The 17828-nt window shown below is 66.8% G+C and carries 20 protein-coding genes; 8 read left to right on the top strand and 12 right to left on the bottom strand.

Going from position 1 to position 17828, the window contains the following annotated elements; translation table 11 throughout:
• Positions 1-34 precede the first annotated feature (34 nt).
• Genes ACQ3DC_RS05475 through ACQ3DC_RS05460 form a run of 4 tightly spaced genes read right to left on the bottom strand, consistent with a single transcriptional unit; the run spans position 35 to position 4069 of the window.
• On the bottom strand, positions 35-1237 hold the full coding sequence (locus tag ACQ3DC_RS05475; RefSeq protein ID WP_323057479.1) for an N-acetylglucosamine-6-phosphate deacetylase: 1203 nt from the start codon (positions 1235-1237) through the stop codon (positions 35-37).
• A complete protein-coding gene (locus ACQ3DC_RS05470; protein WP_321214579.1) occupies positions 1237-1989 on the bottom strand; it encodes a copper homeostasis protein CutC in 753 nt (250 codons plus the stop codon). The genes ACQ3DC_RS05475 and ACQ3DC_RS05470 overlap by 1 nt, the downstream gene beginning before the upstream one ends.
• A 2-nt stretch (positions 1990-1991) precedes the next feature.
• Positions 1992-2771, bottom strand: a complete 780-nt coding sequence (nagB, locus tag ACQ3DC_RS05465; RefSeq protein WP_321214578.1) for a glucosamine-6-phosphate deaminase — start codon at positions 2769-2771, stop codon at positions 1992-1994.
• 47 nt (positions 2772-2818) lie between these two features.
• Positions 2819-4069, bottom strand: coding sequence for a PTS transporter subunit EIIC (locus ACQ3DC_RS05460; protein WP_157240697.1), 1251 nt, complete (start codon positions 4067-4069; stop codon positions 2819-2821).
• Positions 4070-4297: 228 nt separating this feature from the next.
• Here ACQ3DC_RS05460 and ACQ3DC_RS05455 point away from each other — a divergent pair, with 228 nt between their 5' ends.
• Both ACQ3DC_RS05455 and ACQ3DC_RS05450 read left to right on the top strand, forming a co-directional pair.
• Entirely contained in the window at positions 4298-4528 is a 231-nt protein-coding gene (locus tag ACQ3DC_RS05455) for a glucose PTS transporter subunit EIIB (protein ID WP_157240699.1), read from the top strand.
• On the top strand, positions 4528-4983 hold the full coding sequence (locus ACQ3DC_RS05450) for a PTS sugar transporter subunit IIA (RefSeq protein ID WP_157240701.1): 456 nt from the start codon (positions 4528-4530) through the stop codon (positions 4981-4983). The genes ACQ3DC_RS05455 and ACQ3DC_RS05450 overlap by 1 nt, the downstream gene beginning before the upstream one ends.
• 39 nt (positions 4984-5022) lie before the next feature.
• Here ACQ3DC_RS05450 and ACQ3DC_RS05445 read toward each other — a convergent pair whose 3' ends face one another.
• Positions 5023-5781 (bottom strand): GntR family transcriptional regulator, encoded by a 759-nt coding sequence (locus ACQ3DC_RS05445; RefSeq protein ID WP_323057478.1) that lies wholly within the window; start codon positions 5779-5781, stop codon positions 5023-5025.
• 194 nt (positions 5782-5975) lie between these two features.
• Between ACQ3DC_RS05445 and ACQ3DC_RS05440 the strand changes: the two genes are divergently transcribed.
• Positions 5976-6833 carry a hypothetical protein gene (locus tag ACQ3DC_RS05440; RefSeq protein WP_323057477.1) on the top strand — a complete coding sequence of 286 codons (858 nt, stop codon included), beginning with the start codon at positions 5976-5978 and terminating at the stop codon, positions 6831-6833.
• Positions 6834-6926: 93 nt separating this feature from the next.
• Here the strand turns inward: ACQ3DC_RS05440 and ACQ3DC_RS05435 are convergent, their stop codons facing one another.
• The gene (locus ACQ3DC_RS05435) at positions 6927-7535 is read right to left on the bottom strand and encodes a thymidylate kinase (RefSeq protein WP_323057476.1); all 609 of its coding nucleotides are present in this window, start codon (positions 7533-7535) and stop codon (positions 6927-6929) included.
• Positions 7536-7720: 185 nt separating this feature from the next.
• Here ACQ3DC_RS05435 and ACQ3DC_RS05430 point away from each other — a divergent pair, with 185 nt between their 5' ends.
• On the top strand, positions 7721-7990 hold the full coding sequence (locus ACQ3DC_RS05430; protein WP_157240704.1) for a hypothetical protein: 270 nt from the start codon (positions 7721-7723) through the stop codon (positions 7988-7990).
• 8 nt (positions 7991-7998) lie between these two features.
• On the top strand, positions 7999-8934 hold the full coding sequence (locus tag ACQ3DC_RS05425) for a threonine/serine dehydratase (protein ID WP_323057475.1): 936 nt from the start codon (positions 7999-8001) through the stop codon (positions 8932-8934).
• Between the two features lie 49 nt (positions 8935-8983).
• Here ACQ3DC_RS05425 and ACQ3DC_RS05420 read toward each other — a convergent pair whose 3' ends face one another.
• Positions 8984-9322 carry a hypothetical protein gene (locus ACQ3DC_RS05420; RefSeq protein ID WP_157240708.1) on the bottom strand — a complete coding sequence of 113 codons (339 nt, stop codon included), beginning with the start codon at positions 9320-9322 and terminating at the stop codon, positions 8984-8986.
• A 154-nt stretch (positions 9323-9476) separates the two neighbouring features.
• Here ACQ3DC_RS05420 and ACQ3DC_RS05415 point away from each other — a divergent pair, with 154 nt between their 5' ends.
• Positions 9477-10421 carry a hypothetical protein gene (locus tag ACQ3DC_RS05415; protein WP_323057474.1) on the top strand — a complete coding sequence of 315 codons (945 nt, stop codon included), beginning with the start codon at positions 9477-9479 and terminating at the stop codon, positions 10419-10421.
• A gap of 84 nt (positions 10422-10505) precedes the next feature.
• On the opposite strand, the gene ACQ3DC_RS05410 is transcribed toward ACQ3DC_RS05415, so the two are convergent.
• From ACQ3DC_RS05410 to hisC, 3 genes are all read right to left on the bottom strand, one after another.
• Positions 10506-11144 carry an NADPH-dependent F420 reductase gene (locus ACQ3DC_RS05410; RefSeq protein WP_323057473.1) on the bottom strand — a complete coding sequence of 213 codons (639 nt, stop codon included), beginning with the start codon at positions 11142-11144 and terminating at the stop codon, positions 10506-10508.
• A gap of 70 nt (positions 11145-11214) precedes the next feature.
• Positions 11215-11898, bottom strand: a complete 684-nt coding sequence (locus ACQ3DC_RS05405) for a YitT family protein (RefSeq protein WP_416235552.1) — start codon at positions 11896-11898, stop codon at positions 11215-11217.
• Positions 11895-12989 (bottom strand): histidinol-phosphate transaminase, encoded by a 1095-nt coding sequence (gene hisC / locus ACQ3DC_RS05400; RefSeq protein WP_323057472.1) that lies wholly within the window; start codon positions 12987-12989, stop codon positions 11895-11897. The genes ACQ3DC_RS05405 and hisC overlap by 4 nt, the downstream gene beginning before the upstream one ends.
• 92 nt (positions 12990-13081) lie before the next feature.
• Between hisC and ACQ3DC_RS05395 the strand changes: the two genes are divergently transcribed.
• Together ACQ3DC_RS05395 and ACQ3DC_RS05390 are read left to right on the top strand one after the other, a co-directional pair.
• A complete protein-coding gene (locus ACQ3DC_RS05395; protein WP_323057471.1) occupies positions 13082-13585 on the top strand; it encodes an Lrp/AsnC family transcriptional regulator in 504 nt (167 codons plus the stop codon).
• 208 nt (positions 13586-13793) lie between these two features.
• Complete coding sequence (locus ACQ3DC_RS05390) at positions 13794-15791, top strand: rhamnogalacturonan lyase (RefSeq protein WP_323057470.1); 1998 nt, start codon at positions 13794-13796, stop codon at positions 15789-15791.
• Between the two features lie 83 nt (positions 15792-15874).
• Here ACQ3DC_RS05390 and ACQ3DC_RS05385 read toward each other — a convergent pair whose 3' ends face one another.
• Entirely contained in the window at positions 15875-16816 is a 942-nt protein-coding gene (locus tag ACQ3DC_RS05385) for an SRPBCC family protein (RefSeq protein WP_323057469.1), read from the bottom strand.
• A 179-nt stretch (positions 16817-16995) separates the two neighbouring features.
• Positions 16996-17658, bottom strand: coding sequence for an SRPBCC family protein (locus tag ACQ3DC_RS05380; protein ID WP_430751745.1), 663 nt, complete (start codon positions 17656-17658; stop codon positions 16996-16998).
• Between the last annotated feature and the right edge of the window lie 170 nt (positions 17659-17828).

The following is a 17828-nucleotide window of genomic DNA, read 5'->3' as shown; positions in this document are numbered from 1 at the left end:
GTCTGACATTCAACGGCCGGACAACCGAACAGCGCTACCCCGGCGGTGTGACCCACTCGCCCCGCCGCAGCACTCCCTCAAGACGCAGGTCCCGGTCAACGACAACGACGTCGGCCGGCATGCCTTCGCGGAGGTCGCCTGCCTGTGCTGAGAATCCCAGGACGGACGCAGGAACTGCGGTGGCCGCCGTCGTTGCTTCCTGCAGGGTGACGCCAGCCGCCACGGTGGACCGCAGAACGTCGAGCATCGTTGCCGTACCACCGGCGATCGCGCCATTGCCATCCGTCCGGGCCACGCCTCCGTCAACCGTCACCGCAAGGGTGCCCAGCCGGTACTGGCCATCGTGCAGGCCCGTTGCCGCCATGGAGTCCGTGACCAGCGCGATGTTTGCCGCGCCCACCAGTTCGAACACCATTTTGACCGTCTCCGGAGCCAGGTGGACGTCGTCGGCAATCAGTTCCACGACGGCGTTGCCGGCATGGGCCGCACCCAGGCTGGCGGACACCGGACCGGGGGAGCGGTGGTGCAGGCTGGGCATTGCATTGAAGAGGTGCGTGACGGTGGGCCGGATCCGGCCGGTGGTATTGGCCGGCACCGCGAGCCCTTCAGCCGCCCGTTCCAGGAATGCGGAGGCCGTCTGGCTGTCCGCGGCGGTGTGGCCCAGGGAGGGGATGATTCCACGCGCCGTCAGCAGGTCGACCAGCGTGGAGGCGCCCGGCAGTTCGGCCGCCAGCGTCATGGAAACCAGGGAAGCGCCCGCCGCCTCCAACAGCCGGGCCATCAACGCTGCATCGGGTTCCAACAGCAGCCCAGGATCGTGCGCGCCGCACTGCCCGGCCGAGAGGAAGGGACCTTCCAGGTGCGTGCCCGCAACCAGCCCCTCTTCGGCCAAGGCCCGCAGCACCTTCACGTTCCGGAGCAGATCAGCAGGGGCAGCGGTGACCAGGCTGGCCAGCAGCGTGGTGGTTCCGCGGCTGTGCAGGTAGCGGGCTGCTGAACGGGCACCCGCCGCCGAACCTTCGGAGAAGTCCGAGCCGTGGGCCCCGTGGCAGTGCAGGTCCACCAGCCCGGGCAGCAGGATGCGGCGGGGCTGTGGTTCGCCCGGCCAGCCTTGCCCGGGAAATTGCGACGCCGGCCCGGCATAGGTGACCCGTCCGCCGTCGACCGCTACCAAGCCGTCCGCGATGTCCATGGTTGCGGAGACGAGGCGGCCGCGAAGAATCAGTTCACTGCCCATCATGCAGCCTTTCGAAGAGCAGCTGCCATCCCGGCAGCAAGTGAGGGATCCGCGGCACGGGCCCTTGACCCTGTGGAGGGGTCTACCCCCCGCGCCGAGGTGTGGATGGCGTGGACACCGCTGTGGACCAGCCCGGACATGTGTTCCAGCCGTACTCCGCCCCCGGCCATGATCTGTACCGACGGGGCATGGTCCCGTCCCAGCTGAACCAAATGCGCCAGCATGGGCAGCCCGGTGGCGCAGTCAGGGCTTCCGCCGCTGGTGAGGACCCGGTTGGCGCCGGCCCGTTCCAGACGGGCCAATGCATCAGCAGGGTCCAGGCCCGCAGCGAGGGCAGTATCGAATGCCCGGTGGAAGGTCATCTCTGCAGCGGGGTGGCGGCGGCGGGCCACCCCGGCAAGGCGCTGAAATGCCGGAACGTCCGGGCCGCCGTCGGCCGCCAACACTCCTACGACGACGCCCGCGGCACCGGCGTCCAGCACCGCCGCCACATCGCGCTCAAGTACGTCAAGCTCCTCAGCCGTGTACACGAAGCCGCCGGGCCGCGGCCGGACGAGCACATGGACCGGAAGGCCCACCAGGCACGCCTGCGTCACGGTGCCGATGCTTGGCGTGATGCCGTCCGTTTCCGCGAGTGCGGCGCAGAGCTCAACCCGCGCGGCGCCCACAGACGCTGCGAGCCGCACCCCCGCGGCGTCTTCCACCGCCAGCTCAAGTAGCGGCAGTCCCGCCCGGCTCAGGGACCGTGCCATTCTCAGAGACCCTGCCAGGCGGGCTTCCGCCCAAAGGTGTCCTGGTAGTACGCCCGGTGCGCCAGCATGGACGCAGCAGCCTCGTCCACCAGGACCGTGACGTGCGGATGGAGCTGGAGCGCGGACGCAGGGCATAGCGCCGCCACGGGACCTTCCACTGCTGCCGCGACGGCCCCGGCCTTGGCTTCACCCATCGCAAGAAGCAGCAGGTGCCGCGCCTCCAGGATGGTGCCCAGGCCCTGGGTCAGCACATGGTCCGGAACCGCCGCGGGATCCGTAAAGAAGCGGGCGTTGTCCTGCCGGGTCTGCTGGGTGAGGGTCTTGATCCTGGTCCGGGAGGCCAGCGAGGACATCGGTTCGTTGAAGCCCACATGGCCGTCCGAGCCGATGCCCAGGATTTGGATGTCCACTCCACCCGATGCTGCAATGGCCGCCTCATACCGTGCGGCCTCGGCGTCGAGATCCTCCGCCACGCCATCCAGGCCGTGCACCGTCCCTGCCGGGAAGTCCACACTGTCCACGAACTCCCGCCGGATCACCGAGTGGTAGGACTGCGGGTGCGTGCCGGGCAGGCCAACATACTCATCAAGGAGGAAGGCTTGCGCCCCGGCAAAGCTCAGCCCGCCGTTCCGGTGCCGACGGGTGAGCTCGCGGTACGTGCCGAGGGGCGTTGACCCGGTGGCCAGGCCGAGCACTGACGGGCCGCTGAGGACCTGCTGCTCGATGGCGTCCGCGGCCGTGCGGGCCACGTCGGCGGGGGTGCGGAGGATAACGATTTCCATGCGGTTAGGGTGCTTTCGGTTGCTGGTGCCAAGGACAGGATGCCGGCCTACTTGGCGGCGTCGGTTTCTATGGTGATCTCGTCGTCCTCGCGGCCCGGGGTGCGGAGGTTCCAGCGTTTGATCACGAAGGAGAAGAGGAAATAGTAGATCGCCGCGTAGCCCAGGCCGATGGGGATAAGCAGCCACCCGTTTTGCGCCTTGCCGAAGTTGAGGACGAAGTCGATCAGGCCTGCCGAGAAGGTGAAGCCATGGTGGATGTCCAGCGCATTCACCAAGGCCATGGACGTGCCGGTCAGGGCCGCGTGCACGATGTAGAGCGGGAAGGCGACGAACATGAAGGAGTACTCAAGCGGTTCGGTGATGCCGGTGAAGAACGCGGTCAGGGCTGTGGAGAGCATGATGCCGCCCACCACCTTCTTCTGGCTGGGCTTTGCGTGGCGCCAGATGGCCAGGGCGGCTGCCGGCAGGCCGAACATCATGATGGGGAAGAACCCGGCCATGAAGGCGCCGGCGGCGGGGTCGCCCGCGAAGAAGCGGTTCAGGTCGCCGCGGACCAGCTGACCGGAGGCGTCGGTGTAGTCGCCAATAAGGAACCAAAGCCCGGAGTTGAGGATGTGGTGCAGGCCTGCCGGGAGGAGCATGCGGTTGGCGAAGCCATAGATGCCGCCGCCGAGCTCGGGGTTTCCGGCGACAGCCTGCCCTGCCGCTGACAGGCCGGAGTTGAAGATGGGGTACACCAGCGCGAGGCAGACGCCGGCAACCAGGCTGGCGACGGATGTCAGGATGGGCACCAGGCGGCGGCCGCTGAAGAAGCCCAGGAAGTCGGGCAGTTTGGTGCGGTAGAACCGCTGCCACAAGGTGGCGGAAAACAGGCCCACCACAATGCCGGCCAGCACACCGTAGTTGATCACCGATTGCTTGCCGGAAGGATCAACCTGGCCGGCCAGGACCAGCGGCGACATTGCCTTGAAGACGCCGTCGATCACCATGTAGCCCACCACTGCTGCCAGCGCGGTGGATCCGTCCGCCTTCTTGGCCCAGCCGATGGCGATGCCCACAGCGAAGATGAGCGGCAGCCACGTGAAGACGGCGTTGCCGGCGGCCGAAATGACGGCGGCGCCGCCTTCGAATCCGGGAATGGCGCCGAGCAGGTCGGCCTGGCCGATGCGCAGGAGGAGGCCGGCGGCGGGGAGGACGGCGATGGGCAGCATCAGGCAGCGGCCCAGCCGCTGAAGGGTGGCAAAAGCCCTGTTCGGCTTTTTCTCTGGAGCCAGTGCGGCGGTCTCGGATGTTGGCATGATTGCACCTCTGCGGGTTCGGATGGGGGCTTGTGGAGTGGGGGTCACAGCCGGTACTGTCTGGTTATGACCAGTTCAGTGTGATTCATCCCACGGACCCTGTCAAGGCATGAGGAAAACCCCGCGGTTATCCAAATGTCCGGCGGGACAAGCCGTGACTGGTCGCACCTGGGCCGCCGGCCCGGTGCTGAAGAAGTGCCCCCGTGGGCACCGTCAGAAAGGGCAGCCATGTCCAAAGCACAACAAATCATTGAAGGCCTGGGCGGAGCCGGCAACATCGTGGAGGTCGAGGCGTGCATCACGCGCCTCCGCACGGAAGTCAAGGATTCCTCCCTGGTCAATGAGGCATCCTTGAAGGCTGCCGGAGCGCACGGGGTGCTGACCGCCGGCACGGCCGTCCAGGTCATTGTGGGACCCGAGGCCGACATGCTTGCCGAAGACATCGAGGACCTGCTCTGATGCCGTCGCTTGTTGTCCACGCGCCCATTGGCGGCACGGTTGTTCCCCTGGCCGAGGTTCCGGATCCGGTCTTCGCGGGCCAGATGGTGGGCGCGGGTGCGGCGGTCGAGCCGCCGGCCGGGGAAGCGTTCGACGTCGTGTCCCCGGTGTCGGGGAAGGTGGTAAAGCTCCTGCCCCACGCCTTTGTGGTGGTTGAGTCGTCAGGGCGCGGCGTGCTGACCCACGTGGGCATCGATACCGTCAAGCTCAAGGGCGAAGGCTTCAAGCTGCTCATAGCCCAGGGGGACACCGTCGGCGCCGGTGACCCTGTCATGCATGTGGACCCCGCCGCCGCCCTTGCTGCGGGGTATTCGCTGGTGAGTCCCGTCGTCGTGCTTGACTCCAAGCCGGACACCGCAACCCTCGTCGTGTCCGGCGGGGTGGCCGCCGGTTCCGGCCTGTTCCGGATGGACTAACAGCGCCCGAAGTGTCTATTGGCCCGGGCCGGACGGCGGCTAGAGCCGAACTTCCATGGTGAGGGAGTAGCGGTCGGAACGGTACCAGGACCGCGAATGCTCAATAGCCAAGTGGCCTGAATACGAGACGCGGTCGAATGCCAGTACCGGCGCCCCGGTTCCCGTGCCGAGGAGCGCCCCGACGTCCGCCGGCGCGCCCTCGGACCGCACGCTTTGCCGTGCCCTGTCGATTTGGTGGCCGAACTGCGCTGCCAGCGCCTTGTAGACGGACCCCGTCAGGTCGATATCCAGCAGCCCCGCCGCGTGCTCCGGGTTGTACCAGGCGTCATCAACGCTTACTGGCCGGCCATCCGCCAACCGGAGGCGCCGGAGGTGGATCGCTTCCGACCCTGGCTCCAGGCTCAGCGCTTCCGCGGTGTCATCCGGGGCTGCGGCGGCCTCGGCCACAAGCACGACGGTGCTGGGAACGTGGCCCATGGCTTCCATCTCCTGTGTGAAGGAGGCCAGGTGCAGGGTGGACTGCACGGGAGAGTCCGCCACATAGGTGCCCTTCGCCGGGACCCGGACCAGGTGCCCTTCGTTGACCAGGCGGCCGATGGCGGCCCGGACGGTAATCCTGCTGACGCCGTAGGTGTCCATGAGGGTACGCTCGCTGGGCAGGCGGGCGCCCGGTTCCAGTTCGTCCTTGGCCAGCTTCAGGATGATCAGGCGCAGCTGCTCATGCTTGGGGACCTGGGAGTTGTTGATGCCCGGGCCGGCTGGCGCAGCGCTGCCCGCTGGTGGTGCTGTGGCTGGCACGTGTGCCCCCTCCGATCCGTGGAGCGGTCCGGTAAGGACCACTGAAACGGATTATTCCATATGGACGCCTGGCCGGCGGATCCTTTGGCCCGGCGACCCGCCGGACTTGTGCCGGATATTTCCCGCGGAGGTTTGAATCCCTTAGGCTAGGAACACTAAGCATGCTTTCTATTTCTTGTAAGGGGTTGTACCTGATGCGAAAAGTACCTGCGCTTGGAGTGTTGACAGCAGCGATGATTGCGTTGGCCGGTTGTACGGGCGGCGGCGGTGGTGGTGCTGCCAGCCCATCGGCTTCGGAGACGGCTTCGGCGTCCGCTACGGCTGAGGCGAAGGTTTACAGCGAGGATGAGCTCCGCGACCTGATCTCCGGCTTGACTGATGACGACGGCAATGAGCTGAAGCTGTATTCCAAGGAACAGGTGGACCAGGGCGGAAACATCGCCAGCCTGCTCCTGAGCACCGCAAACGTGGATCCTGCAGACTGCAAGGACATCGCCACGGCCGGGCTGCTGGACAAGGTGGAAAGCGGCGACGTGGCCGTGGCGCTTTCTGAGGGGGACCAGCCCCGCAGCCTGTCCGCCCAGTCAGGCAGCGAGGGGCCGGACGCCGTGAAGGTGCTCAGTGACATCAGCGGCAAGATGGACAAGTGTGCCAAGTTCTCCGTAGAGGCGCTGGGACAAAAGTACGAGGTCACCAGCGAGGAGGTGAAGGCAGAGACTGACGCCGAGAAGACCTTCGCCACGATGAGCACCCGCAGCGGCGAAAACCAGCAGAAGCTGATGCAGGTCTCCGCTGCCCAGGGGCGGCTGCTGGTGGTTGCCACCAAGAGCGGCGCCAACCTCGGCGACCCGGACCGGAAGGAGCTGGAGGACCTCATCAACCAGGTGCTGAAGAAGGCCGACGGCGGCAGCGGGACTTCCAGCCCGACGTCCACCAGCACGTCCCGTTCCACCAGTACGTCCTCGCCGGGCGGTTCGGCCTCACCTACGGCAACGAAGAGCGAGTCGACGGGCAGCGCGACGTCCTCGGCGTCGCCGACTTCATCGCGCTAAGGCGTTGTCGCGCCAGGGCTGCCTTTTGGGGAGGGCGGGCGGACTGTGGGTCCGCCCGCCCTTTGTCCGTGCGGCGCCAGTCACCGTGGAGCGCTAGTCACCGTGGAGCGCCGGCTGGGCTGCCGCCGTCGAGGGCGTCAGTTGGCGGATGACGCCCGCCAGGCGCTGCGCCAGCTCCGGGGCGGGCACCGACGCGTCAACCTTCAGGAAGCCGGTGAATTCCGGCAGCTGGCGGTACCCGCGGTCGAAGGCAACCAGGTCGTCCAGCGTCTCGGAGTCGGTACCGCGGGAGACGATACGGTGGTGCGCCAGGAGCGGGTCCACCTCAAGATGCACGACAGCCTCGGGAGCGGGAAGCTTATCCAGCAGCCAGGGGAGTAGGCGGCCGCGTCCCAGTCCTTTCGTTTCCCGGAGGGCCAGCTGGCAATACAGGTGCCGGTCCATCACCACCAGGCCGTCAAAGCGGCTGGCACGCAGGTGGTTCACCAACACGTTCCACACCCTGAACGTGGTTTCCACGGCGTCCGCCACACGGCTGGGCGGGCGGATCCCAAGCTTCGCGGCCAGGACGGACATGCTGCGCCGGCCTGCGTGGTTGTTGAGCAGCAGTACGCGGCCGCCTTCAGCCGCAACGGCTGACACCAGGGCTTGGGCGGCCGTGGACTTTCCCGAACCGTCAATCCCGGTCAGGACAATGATCATGTGGCCTCCTTTCGCCATCGTGTTAACGCAGGGTACGCTCCGGAAGTCCCGGCGGAGTCGCAATTCACAGGTTATGGGCGCCATCTCACAGCTTCCGGCGGCCCGAAGAGGCCAGCCCGTAGGGTGGAGAGCGGTACGGGTATATCCCCGCCAAACACCGCAGTTCCCAAGCGAAAGGCAGAACCATGACTGCTAGCAACGACGAGCCGCAGAACACCGCAGACCTTCGGGGCCCGGGAGATCCGGACGAAGCCGGGGAAGCCAGCGCAGCCAAGCAGGCCCCGCAGGGCGGCCAGCACCCGGAACTGCCCGGTGCCGGCAACATCCGGGAAGAGCAGCAGGCACATGCTGCAGGAACCGTGCCGGCGTCCTACACGGGCAGCGGCGAACCGCCCCGGGAACACAAGCCCGAGGATGCCCTGCAGGAGCCGGGAACCTGGGACGACGAGGTCTAAGCGCAGCAATGATTACCCGTGCCGACGTGGAACAGGCAGCACGAAGGATCTCCGGCCTCACCCGCATAACGCCTGTCCTCGAAAGCGACCCTAAAGTCTTCCCCGGCCCGGTGTGGTTCAAATGCGAATATATGCAGCACACCGGAACGTTCAAGGCCCGTGGCGCCCTCAACAGGGTCTTGGCTGCCAGGGAACGCGGCGAGCTTAAGCCGGATGTCGGCATCGTGGTGGCCTCCGGCGGCAACGCCGGACTGGCCAACGCCTACGCAGCCGCACAGCTGGGCGTCCCCGCTGCCGTGTTCGTCCCCGCCGCCGCGCCCGCAGTGAAGGTCCGCAAACTCAAGGCCATCGGCGCGGCAGTGGTGCAGGGCGGGGCGGAGTACGCGGAGGCGTACCAGGCGGCCGTCAAGCACGCCAGGGAAACCGGGGCGGTTTACTGCCACGCCTATGACCAGCCCGAAATAGCCGCCGGAGCCGGAACGGTAGGGCTCGAGCTCCTGGACCAGGTGGGCGGGCTGGATACCGTCCTGGTTGCCGTGGGCGGCGGCGGCCTGATGGCGGGAATCGCGGCGGCAGTCGAGGGCCGGGCCAAAGTGGTGGCGGTGGAGCCGGAGACGGCACCGACGCTGCACTCAGCGTTGGCCGCCGGAGCGCCTGTTGACGTCCCGGTATCAGGCGTGGCGGCGGATTCCCTCGGTGCCCGCCGCATCGGCGACATCGGCTTCTCCGTGGCGGTCCGCGCCGGCGTCGAAAGCGTCCTGGTGTCCGACGCCGACATCATCGAAGCCCGCCAAAAGCTGTGGGAGGACTACCGGATCATCGTGGAACACGGCGCCGCTGCCGCTTATGCCGCGCTGACGTCCGGCGCCTACCTCCCGGGCGTGGGCGAACGCGTGGCGGTCATCCTGTGCGGCGCCAACACGGATCCGGCCACCCTCACGTGACCGGACCCGGCGGAAAGCGCGCGGCAAGCCATCCGGAATCGGCCGGGAATCAGCTGCAGAACTGGCTGTAGGTGGCGCCGGCTTCCTCGTAGCCGGACTGGAGCTCGCCAAGCTTTGCCTCGTCCGGCGTTTCCTTGGCCTGCTCATCCGTGTACGCGAGGATGGATGCAAGGGCACCCTTGAGGTCGTCCGAGGCGACGGCGTGGATCGGACGGATCTGGTTGGCCAGGCGGTTCATGCCGGTCTTGCCGGCGTTGTTGGCCGGGTTCGACACAACGGACTGGATCCGCTCGCAGGTTTCCGCGGTGGTGAGCTGGTTCGAGGCGGTGCAGGCCGTTGCGGAGACAACGAGGCCGGCGGCGATCAGGGCTGTGGCGAGTTTCTTCATCGGTCCCTCAGTAGTTGATTGAGGTTTCGATTGTAAGCAGAACGGGGGCCCCGATGTCTTGGCGGGTTCCCTGCAGGTGCCTAGACTGGCAACACCATCGTGCGGAGCTGCCGCAGATCGGCCCCGCGCAAGAGCCCAAAACCAAGGAAGCATCATGCGCCGAACCGTACAACGCCGTGCCGCCGTCGGAGTTTTTGCATTGGTAGCCCTGATCGTTCCCGCCGCAGTACCGGCAACTGCCTCACCGCCCTCCGGGGACGGCGTAATTGTGTTGGAGGGGGCGACAGGCACCGAAGGCATAGCAGCCGGTGAGGGCACCACCTTCTATGCCGGTGACCGCCTCAACGGAGACATCTACCGCGGCGACATCCGCGACGACACTGCCGGACTGTTTATCGACGCGCCGGACGGCAGGGCGGCAATCGGCATGAAGGCGGACGTCACGCACGACCTCCTCTTTGTTGCCGGCGGCGGTACCGGTGACGCCTACGTTTACAGCACGGACACAGGCGACACGGTCGGCGTGGTCCACCTGGCTGCCGGGCAGGACGCGTTCATCAACGACGTCACCCTGACCAAGGACGGCGCATGGTTCACCAACTCGTTCGCGGCGGAGCTGTACTTCCTGCCGGTGGACAAGGACGGCGGGCTGGGGGAGGTGGAAACGGTCACCTTGACGGGACCTGCGGCGGACCCTTGGACCGGCTTCGGACCCAACGGCATCGCCGCCGTCAACGGCGGCAAGACCCTGATCCTGGCGCACTCGGCATTTGGGGCGCTGTTCACCGTGGACCCTGACGGCGTGGATTCAGGGACCGCCGCTACAGCCCGGATTGGGGGCTTTGATGTGCCCAACGTGGACGGCATCCTGGTCCAAGGCCGCCAGCTGTGGGCAGTCCAGAACCAGAAGAACCGGATCAGCAGGATCAAGCTCGCCAGTGACCTTTCGTCCGGGGTTGTAGGGGACGTCATCACCAGCCCCGCCTTCAACGTCCCCACCACGATTGCCAAGTTCGGCAACACCCTCGCAGCCGTGAACGCGAAGTTCGGCCAGCCCGCAACCGAGTTCGAGGTAGTCCTCGTCCCCGCGCGGGACTAGCTTCCCGACTGGCTGGCAGTTAGCGTCGCCAAAACACGATTTCGCGACGTTTGCTGCCAGCCAGTTTGCGGGTCTTGCGTGCCGTCAGGGGGTCCGGGTCGCCTTGCCCAGGTTTTCCTTCAGCTCGGCGGCGTCCTGCCGGACAACGTACGCGGGGCGGTCCCGCTCCACGCGCCAGCTGTCCTCCAGGAGGCCGATGTTCACGGTATCGAAGCCGAACTCGTCATAAAGGCGGGTGACCAGTTCGGCGGCCTCCGGATGGTCGCTGGCCGTTGCCAGGGCGCGCCGGTCCCCGGCTGCGGAAGGCTTCCCGTCCGTGGTGATCTCGGCGGCCATAATGTGGTTGAAGCCCTTGGCCACCTTCGAGTCGCGCAGGTGTTCCTGGAGCAGCCCGGACGTGGTGGCCTCGCCGTTGTCCAGGGCCGGGATGCGTCCGTCCCGTTCCCAGTAGTAGTTGTTGGCGTCGATCACGATCTTGCCGGCCAGCGGTTCAGCCGGGACGTCCCTGTAGTTCTTCAGCGGAACGGCGACGACGGCGAAATCGCCGGCCGCCGCCTCCGCAGGCGTTGCGGCCCGGGCGTTCGGGCCGAGTTCCGCCACCAGTCCGGCCAGCGTTTCAGGGCCGCGGGAGTTGCTGATGACTACGTCGTAGCCCAGCTCCACCGCCTTCCGGGCAATCTGGCTTCCAATAAGTCCTGCACCGATGATTCCGATTGTTGTCATGTCCCGGGCAACAGCGGCTTGCGCGAAGATATTTCAGGGCTGGTCCGGGAATAAATCGGCGGACCGGCGGTCACTTTCCCAGGTAGCGTCCCGGGCGGTGGTTCAGGGCGAGGATGAAGTTCAGGAGGACGGCTCCGGCGGCGGAGAGCAGCACCATCAGGGGAGCCACCACGGCCAGCGCGGCCAGGACGATTGCCACGTCCAGCACCATTTGGACGTACCCGGCGCGCCACTTCAGCTTCTCCTGCAGCAGCAGGGCCAGGATGCTGAAGCCGCCCAGGCTGGACTGGTGCCGGAACAGGATCAGCAGGCCGACGCCGGCGAGCAGATTGCCGCCCAGCACCCCGTACACCGGGTCGATGTGCAGGGCACCGAGGGCCCGCGGGTGCAGGCCGGACATGGCCGAGACCAGCCCAATGGCGGCCCCGGTCCGGAGGGCAAAGTTCCAGCCCTTCTTCCAGACCGCCAGGGCAAAGAACGGCGCGTTCACCGCCATGAAGATGACGCCGAAAGAAGCCGGGAGGGAGTAGCTGAGCAGCAGGGCCAGGCCCGCCGTGCCGCCCGTGACGGCCTCGCTGGACTTGAGCAGGAACAGTCCCAGCGAGGCGGCGAAGGCACCCGTGAGGATGCCCAGGACATCTTCGACGGCGGAATGGCGGACGGCCGACGGCGGCACGGGGCTGGGTGCCGCCGTCCCCGCGTCCGGTGTGGTTGGGGCGGTGGTGGTTTCGGGTGTCGCGGTTGGCGTGCTCACTGGACGGCAAACCGCCCGCGGTCCGCGAGCACGGCGAGCACCCGGTTGTTCGTTTCCCTGTCCGCCAAGGTGACCCGGACGCCGTCGCCCGCGTATCCCCGCGCAAGGATGTCGGCGTCGGAAAGCGCTGCAAGGATCTGTTCCCGCAGCCCGTCAGATGCCCGCAGCCAGTAGAAATTGGCCTGGCTGTCCGGGACAGTCCAGCCGGACTGGCGCAAGGAGGAAACAACCCGGGTGCGCTCCTCCGCCACCGCATCGGTCCTTTCCCGGATCTCAACCTGCGCCTCCAGCGACGCCACCGCGGCGGCCTGCGCCATGCGGTTGACGCCGAATGGAATGGCGGTGCGCCGCAGCCCCTCAGCCACGGCCGGGCGGGCGATGGCGTAGCCAATCCGCAGCCCGGCCAGTCCGTAGGCTTTCGAGAAGGTCCGCAGGACACACAGGTTCGGGTGCCGGCGGTAGAGTTCCAGGGAATCCAAGCCGGGGCCCCGTTGGAATTCGATGTAGGCCTCGTCCAGCACCACCAGGACGTGCGGCGGCACGGCTCCGAGGAATTCCTCCAGCGCGTCCGCCGGGATGGACACGCCGGTGGGGTTGTTGGGGGAACAGAGGATGACCAGACGCGTCCGCGCGGTGACGGCAGCGGCCATGGCGGGAAGGTCGTGGTGCTCGTCGTCGCGGAGTGGGACGGGGACAGGCACGGCGCCGGCCACCGTCACCAGGATGGGGTAGGCCTCAAAGGAACGCCACGCGAAAACCACCTCGTCGCCGTGGCCACATAGCGCGGAAATGATCTGCTGCAGCACCCCGGAACTTCCCGGCCCGGCAGCAACCTCATCCGCGGACACGGAGAGGTGGCGCGCGATCGCGTCACGGACGTCCACGGCGCCCATGCTGGGGTACCGGTGGATCCTGCCCGCCTCGGCAGAGATCACCTCGACGACCGAGGGCAGGGGATCGAAGTGGCTCTCGTTCGAAGCGAGGGCGGCAGTCAGGGCCGTTTCTGCACTCCTCCCGGCAACGTACGCGGGGAGGTTTGCGACGGCGGAACGCACCTCTGGTGCCGGTGCCTGGGGAAGGATGGTGGCCATGAAGGCATCGTGGGGCAGCGCGGGGCATTTGCGCAACACAGGCTAACCAGGCAGGACAGAAACGGGCGCTGAAGGAGGGGCAATATGACAAAATGCTCACCATGCACCTCATCGATGCCTTGGACGCCGAAATCCTCCTGGCCATGGACGCAGACCCGCAGGCGACGGTCCTGTCCCTGTCGCGGACGTTGGGCGTGGCCCGCAACACCGTGCACGCGCGGCTCCGGCGCCTGGTCAACGACGGCAGCCTGGCCCCGTTCAGCCAGCGCGTCCGCACCGGCGCCCTCGGGCTGCCGCTGATCGCCTTCATCTCGATCTCCATCAGCCAGTCCGCCAGCGATGAGGCCATGGCGGCACTGCGCACCATCCCGGAAATCATCGAGATGCACGCCACCACCGGCGATGCCGACCTGCTCGCGAAAGTTGCCGCGAAGGACCCGGCCGACCTCCATAGGGTCACCCGCAGCATGCTGGCGATTGCCGGCGTCGTACGCACAAGCACGGCCATGTCCCTGGTGGAGGTCATGCCCGCCAGGACGCTGCCGCTCCTGCAGGCGGCAGCGGGCCGGCCGCGCGGCGAGGCCGGCGCGAACTGAACTCAACGGAACAATATCTCCCATTTGCTCCCGTCGAGGCCTTGACCGGGCTTGTAAAGCGCTGATAGAAGTTAAGGGCAGAAAACGCTTTCTACCAGCTCACAAACCTCGCCCTCCCTTCGTGAATGGTGGATTTTGGCCTGCAATGAAACGTTCCAAACTGTCGTGCGGCAGACTCAGCTGCCGCCGCATCAAAGGAGATGTACTTTTGGCTTATCCCTCGAAACGTTCCCCTTCAACCCGTGCGGGCCGCGCCTGGAAAGCGGCCCCCCAAGCCGCGGCGGCATCGCTCACGGCCGCCGCCCTGGCGCTCACCGGCGTGCCGCTGGCGCAGGCCAACCCCAATACCGCACCCGGTCAGTCCGGCAAGACTGAACTGAAGCGCCAGGTGGAGAACCTGGACCGGGCGCCCGTCGCCGTGCTCACGGACCAGGGCGTCACGCTGGGCTGGCGCATGCTTGGCCTGGACCAGGACAGTGTGGGCTTCCATGTGATCCGCGACGGCGTCCAGCTCACCGACGAGCCCATCCGCAACACCACCACCTATGTTGATCCGGCCGGCACGGCGGCTTCCAGGTACGTCATCATGACGGTGGGCAACGGCAGCGGGCAGGACAAGCTCAGCGCCGAAGTCACGCCGCTGGCCGAAAACTACCTGGCCATCAAGCTGGACAAGCCCGCCGACGGCGTCAGCAAGGACGGCAAGCCGTACACCTACTCCGCCAATGACTCGAGTGTGGCGGACCTGGACGGCGACGGCACCTACGAAATCATCCAGCTCTGGAACCCGTCCAACGCCCAGGACAACTCCAAGTCCGGCTTCACCGGGAATGTGTACGTGGACGCCTACAAGATGGACGGCACCAGGATGTGGCGCATCGACCTGGGACGCAACATCCGTGCCGGCGCCCACTACACCCAGATGCTGGCCTACGACTTCGACGGCGACGGCAAAGGCGAAGTGGCCTTCAAGACTGCGGACGGCACCACGGACGCGGCCGGAACCGTGATCGGGGACCCCGCAGCGGACCACCGGAACAGCGCCGGCTATGTCCTGTCCGGGCCGGAATTCCTCACCGTGTTCAACGGCGCCACCGGCACCATCATGGACACCGTTGCCTACGATCCGCCGCGCGGCAGCGTCTCCGCCTGGGGCGACGGCTACGGCAACCGCGTGGACCGCTTCCTGGCCGGCGTCGCCTACCTCGACGGCGAAAAGCCGTCCCTGATGTTCAGCCGCGGCTACTACACGCGCACGGTCCTGGTCACCTACGACCTCGTGGACGGCAAGCTGGTCAAGCGCTGGACCTTCGACTCGGACATTGCCGGAGCCCAGTACGGGGGCCAGGGTAACCACAACCTCTCCGTGGCTGACGTGGACCAGGATGGCAAGGACGAATTCGTCTTCGGCTCCATGACCATTGACGACGACGGCACGCCCCTTTACAACTCCAGACTGGGCCATGGCGACGCCATCCACACGGGGGACCTTGACCCCTCGCGGCCGGGGTTGGAAACGTTCGCCGTGCACGAGAGCATGTCAGCCAGCGGTAACCGCGGCGCCACCTTCCGCGACGCGGGCACCGGTGAAGTGCTCTGGAGCATTCCCGCCGTCAAGGACACCGGCCGCGGCGCCACCGGCGACATCGACCCCCGGTTCCCCGGCTCGGAAAGCTGGGCCGTTGGCGGCGATGCGTCCTGGAACTCGCCGCGCGGCCAGCTCATGTCAGCGAAGGGCGAACTGATCGCCGAGAAGATCCCGGCAGCCAACTTCATGGCCTGGTGGGACGGGGACCTCCTCCGCGAGATCGTGGACCACGACTTCGACGCCACTGCCGGCATGGGCGTGCCCACCATTTCGAAGTGGAACTGGGAGGCCGGGTCCAGCGACAGGCTGCTCACGGCCACCGGCGCCCGGACCAACAACCACACGAAGGGCAACCCGTCGCTCCAGGCGGACCTCCTGGGTGACTGGCGCGAGGAACTGGCCTTCCCGTCGTCGGACAGCACTGAGCTGCGGATCTACACCACCACCTCGCCCACCGGGGTCCGGCTCCGCACCCTGATGCACGATCCGATGTACCGGACCGGGGTGGCCCGCGAGACGGTCGGCTACAACCAGCCGCCGCACCCGAGCTTCTTCATCGGCGAGGGTATGGAGGCTCCGGCAGCGCCCGCCGTGATGTACGCGGGCACGGAGAAGTAGTACCCGGCACCGGCAGGGCAAAACGCCGCCCGCCTCCGGAAGGAGGCGGGCGGCGCTCACTGTTGCGCTGCGGCTACACCGTGTTAGTGCTGGCCGAGGTTGCCGCCAACGGGCGGCAGGCCGCCGTCGGGCCGGCGCTCATCCCCGCGCCGTTCGCCCGCGCTCAGGTTCTCGCCCTCAACCGTCTCGTCCGACTCCCCGGTGGTGTCCACGAGGCCGTTGGTCTGGTCGAAGGCGTGGCCGATCCTGTCATCGCCCAGGTCGGCGACCGAACCGGTGGAGCCTGCGGCCGCCGTCGTGCCCGAAACCGTGCCGGCAGCGGTTGGCGCCTCCGTGGTTGTTGTGTCCGTTGGAATCGGCGTGACCGTGACAGGCTCCCCGGAGTCCACCGGGGTGACCGTTACGTCCGCACCCTCGGCCGTGTCCTTCTTTGAACCGGCCATTGCGGCTGCTGCGCCCGCTGCCGCTGCGACGCCCACGCCCGCGGCCACCTTGCCGGACACTCCGGCCTTGCCGGAATCGCCCAGCGATCCCGCGGCGTCTTCCACGCCGGGCGTGCCGACTGGCGCCCCGGAGCTCACACGGCCGCGCCAGGCTCCGCTGGCGTAGCCCTCATCCTCGATGAATTCCTTGAACCGCTTGAGGTCCGCCTCGGCCTGGCGGTCCACAACGTTGAGCTTGTCGCCCACCTTTTCGATGATTCCTTCGGGCTCATATTCGAGCGTCAGCTGCAGGGAGGTCTGGCCGCCGCCGACGTCCTCGAACTCGACTGCCCCGGCGTTCGTGGCACCGTCGGTAGCTGCCCAGGCCACCTTGCGGTCCGGGACCTGCTCCAGGATCCTGGCTTCCCACTGCCGGCGGATGCCGGCGATCTCGGCCACCCACTCGAGCCGGTCGTCACTGAGCTGCTTCACGCTCTTGACGCCGCCCATGAAGTGCGGGAACTCCTCGAACTGGGTCCACTGGTTGTAAGCAGTGCTTACCGGTACGTTCACCAGAATGCGTTTTTCCACCTTCGTGCTCATAACGTCTCCTTCGCTGTGTCACCGGAAGCTGACAAGTCGGTAAAAATCATCAGCATGCTTACCAACATACCTTTTGGGTGGCCCGGTTTCCAGAGCAACTCCCCCAACTAGGTAGCGCTAAGTGTCGTTTTGAGGCTCCAAAACGACACTTGGCGCTACTTAGTTGGGAAGGGACGGGTTCAGTGCTGGCCCATGCTCCCATCGATCGGCGGGAGGTTACCCCCGCTGCGGCGGGCCCGGCGTTCAGCGGAACTGTGGCTTTCACCCTCGGCCGTCTCATCCGACTCGCCCTCAAGGTCCACCAGGCCGCCGGTCTGGTCGAACGGGTGGGCGAAGCGGTTGTAGGGCGGCTGCTCGGCCGCCGCCTTGGCATCGGCCTGCGTGGTCGTTCCGGCCGGCGCGGTGGTTCCGGTCTGGGCGGCACGGTCCCGGTGTTCGATGTATTCCTTGAAATCCTTCAGGTCGTGTTCCGCCTGGCGGCCCACCACATGCAGCAGGCTACCCACCCTTTCCACTACCCCGGCCGGCTTGTACTCCAGGGTCAGCCTGAGCTCGGTCCGGTTATTGCCGGCGTCCCTGAAATCGACGGCGCCGGAGTTGGTGACGCCTTCAGTCGCAGCCCAGGCCACCCGCCGGCCGGGAAGTTGCTCAAGGATCTTGGCTTCCCAGTGCCGCCGTACCCCGCCGATGTGGGCCACCCACTTGAGTCGGTCATTGCCGAGGCGGGTCACGCTGTCCACGCCACCCATGAAGCGGGGAAACTCCTCGAACTGGGTCCACTGGTTGTAGGCGGTGCTGACCGGTACATCGACCACAATCCGTTTCTCCACTTTCGTGCTCATCACGTCTCCTTCGACTGAACCGAATTCCATGAAGTAACTGAGGTCATCAGTAGCTATAAGTCTGCTCCGCCTGCAGGCTCCCCACCACCCCTCCCAGACCCCCAACTAGGTAGCGGCCAGTGTGGGTTTTTTTGTTAAAAAACAAACATTGGGCTAACAAGGTGGGTGGG

Source organism: Paenarthrobacter sp. NEAU-H11, assembly GCF_050573415.1.
Classification (GTDB): Bacteria; Actinomycetota; Actinomycetes; order Actinomycetales; family Micrococcaceae; genus Arthrobacter.
Note: the sequence above shows the minus strand (reverse complement) of the source record. Positions and strands in the feature narration are given on the sequence as shown.

Excerpts from the sequence above, each read along its gene's own strand:
- ACQ3DC_RS05385 (WP_323057469.1), bottom strand. The coding sequence starts at position 16,816 with ATGAGCACGAAGGTGGAAAAACGCATTCTGGTGAACGTACCGGTAAGC.
- ACQ3DC_RS05440 (WP_323057477.1), top strand. The coding sequence starts at position 5,976 with ATGCGAAAAGTACCTGCGCTTGGAGTGTTGACAGCAGCGATGATTGCG.
- ACQ3DC_RS05435 (WP_323057476.1), bottom strand. The coding sequence starts at position 7,535 with ATGATCATTGTCCTGACCGGGATTGACGGTTCGGGAAAGTCCACGGCC.
- ACQ3DC_RS05420 (WP_157240708.1), bottom strand. The coding sequence starts at position 9,322 with ATGAAGAAACTCGCCACAGCCCTGATCGCCGCCGGCCTCGTTGTCTCC.
- ACQ3DC_RS05450 (WP_157240701.1), top strand. The coding sequence starts at position 4,528 with ATGCCGTCGCTTGTTGTCCACGCGCCCATTGGCGGCACGGTTGTTCCC.
- hisC (WP_323057472.1), bottom strand. The coding sequence starts at position 12,989 with ATGGCCACCATCCTTCCCCAGGCACCGGCACCAGAGGTGCGTTCCGCC.
- ACQ3DC_RS05455 (WP_157240699.1), top strand. The coding sequence starts at position 4,298 with ATGTCCAAAGCACAACAAATCATTGAAGGCCTGGGCGGAGCCGGCAAC.
- ACQ3DC_RS05415 (WP_323057474.1), top strand. The coding sequence starts at position 9,477 with ATGCGCCGAACCGTACAACGCCGTGCCGCCGTCGGAGTTTTTGCATTG.
- ACQ3DC_RS05460 (WP_157240697.1), bottom strand. The coding sequence starts at position 4,069 with ATGCCAACATCCGAGACCGCCGCACTGGCTCCAGAGAAAAAGCCGAAC.
- ACQ3DC_RS05395 (WP_323057471.1), top strand. The coding sequence starts at position 13,082 with ATGCTCACCATGCACCTCATCGATGCCTTGGACGCCGAAATCCTCCTG.
- ACQ3DC_RS05470 (WP_321214579.1), bottom strand. The coding sequence starts at position 1,989 with ATGGCACGGTCCCTGAGCCGGGCGGGACTGCCGCTACTTGAGCTGGCG.
- ACQ3DC_RS05475 (WP_323057479.1), bottom strand. The coding sequence starts at position 1,237 with ATGGGCAGTGAACTGATTCTTCGCGGCCGCCTCGTCTCCGCAACCATG.
- ACQ3DC_RS05430 (WP_157240704.1), top strand. The coding sequence starts at position 7,721 with ATGACTGCTAGCAACGACGAGCCGCAGAACACCGCAGACCTTCGGGGC.
- ACQ3DC_RS05410 (WP_323057473.1), bottom strand. The coding sequence starts at position 11,144 with ATGACAACAATCGGAATCATCGGTGCAGGACTTATTGGAAGCCAGATT.
- ACQ3DC_RS05425 (WP_323057475.1), top strand. The coding sequence starts at position 7,999 with ATGATTACCCGTGCCGACGTGGAACAGGCAGCACGAAGGATCTCCGGC.
- nagB (WP_321214578.1), bottom strand. The coding sequence starts at position 2,771 with ATGGAAATCGTTATCCTCCGCACCCCCGCCGACGTGGCCCGCACGGCC.
- ACQ3DC_RS05380 (WP_430751745.1), bottom strand. The coding sequence starts at position 17,658 with ATGAGCACGAAAGTGGAGAAACGGATTGTGGTCGATGTACCGGTCAGC.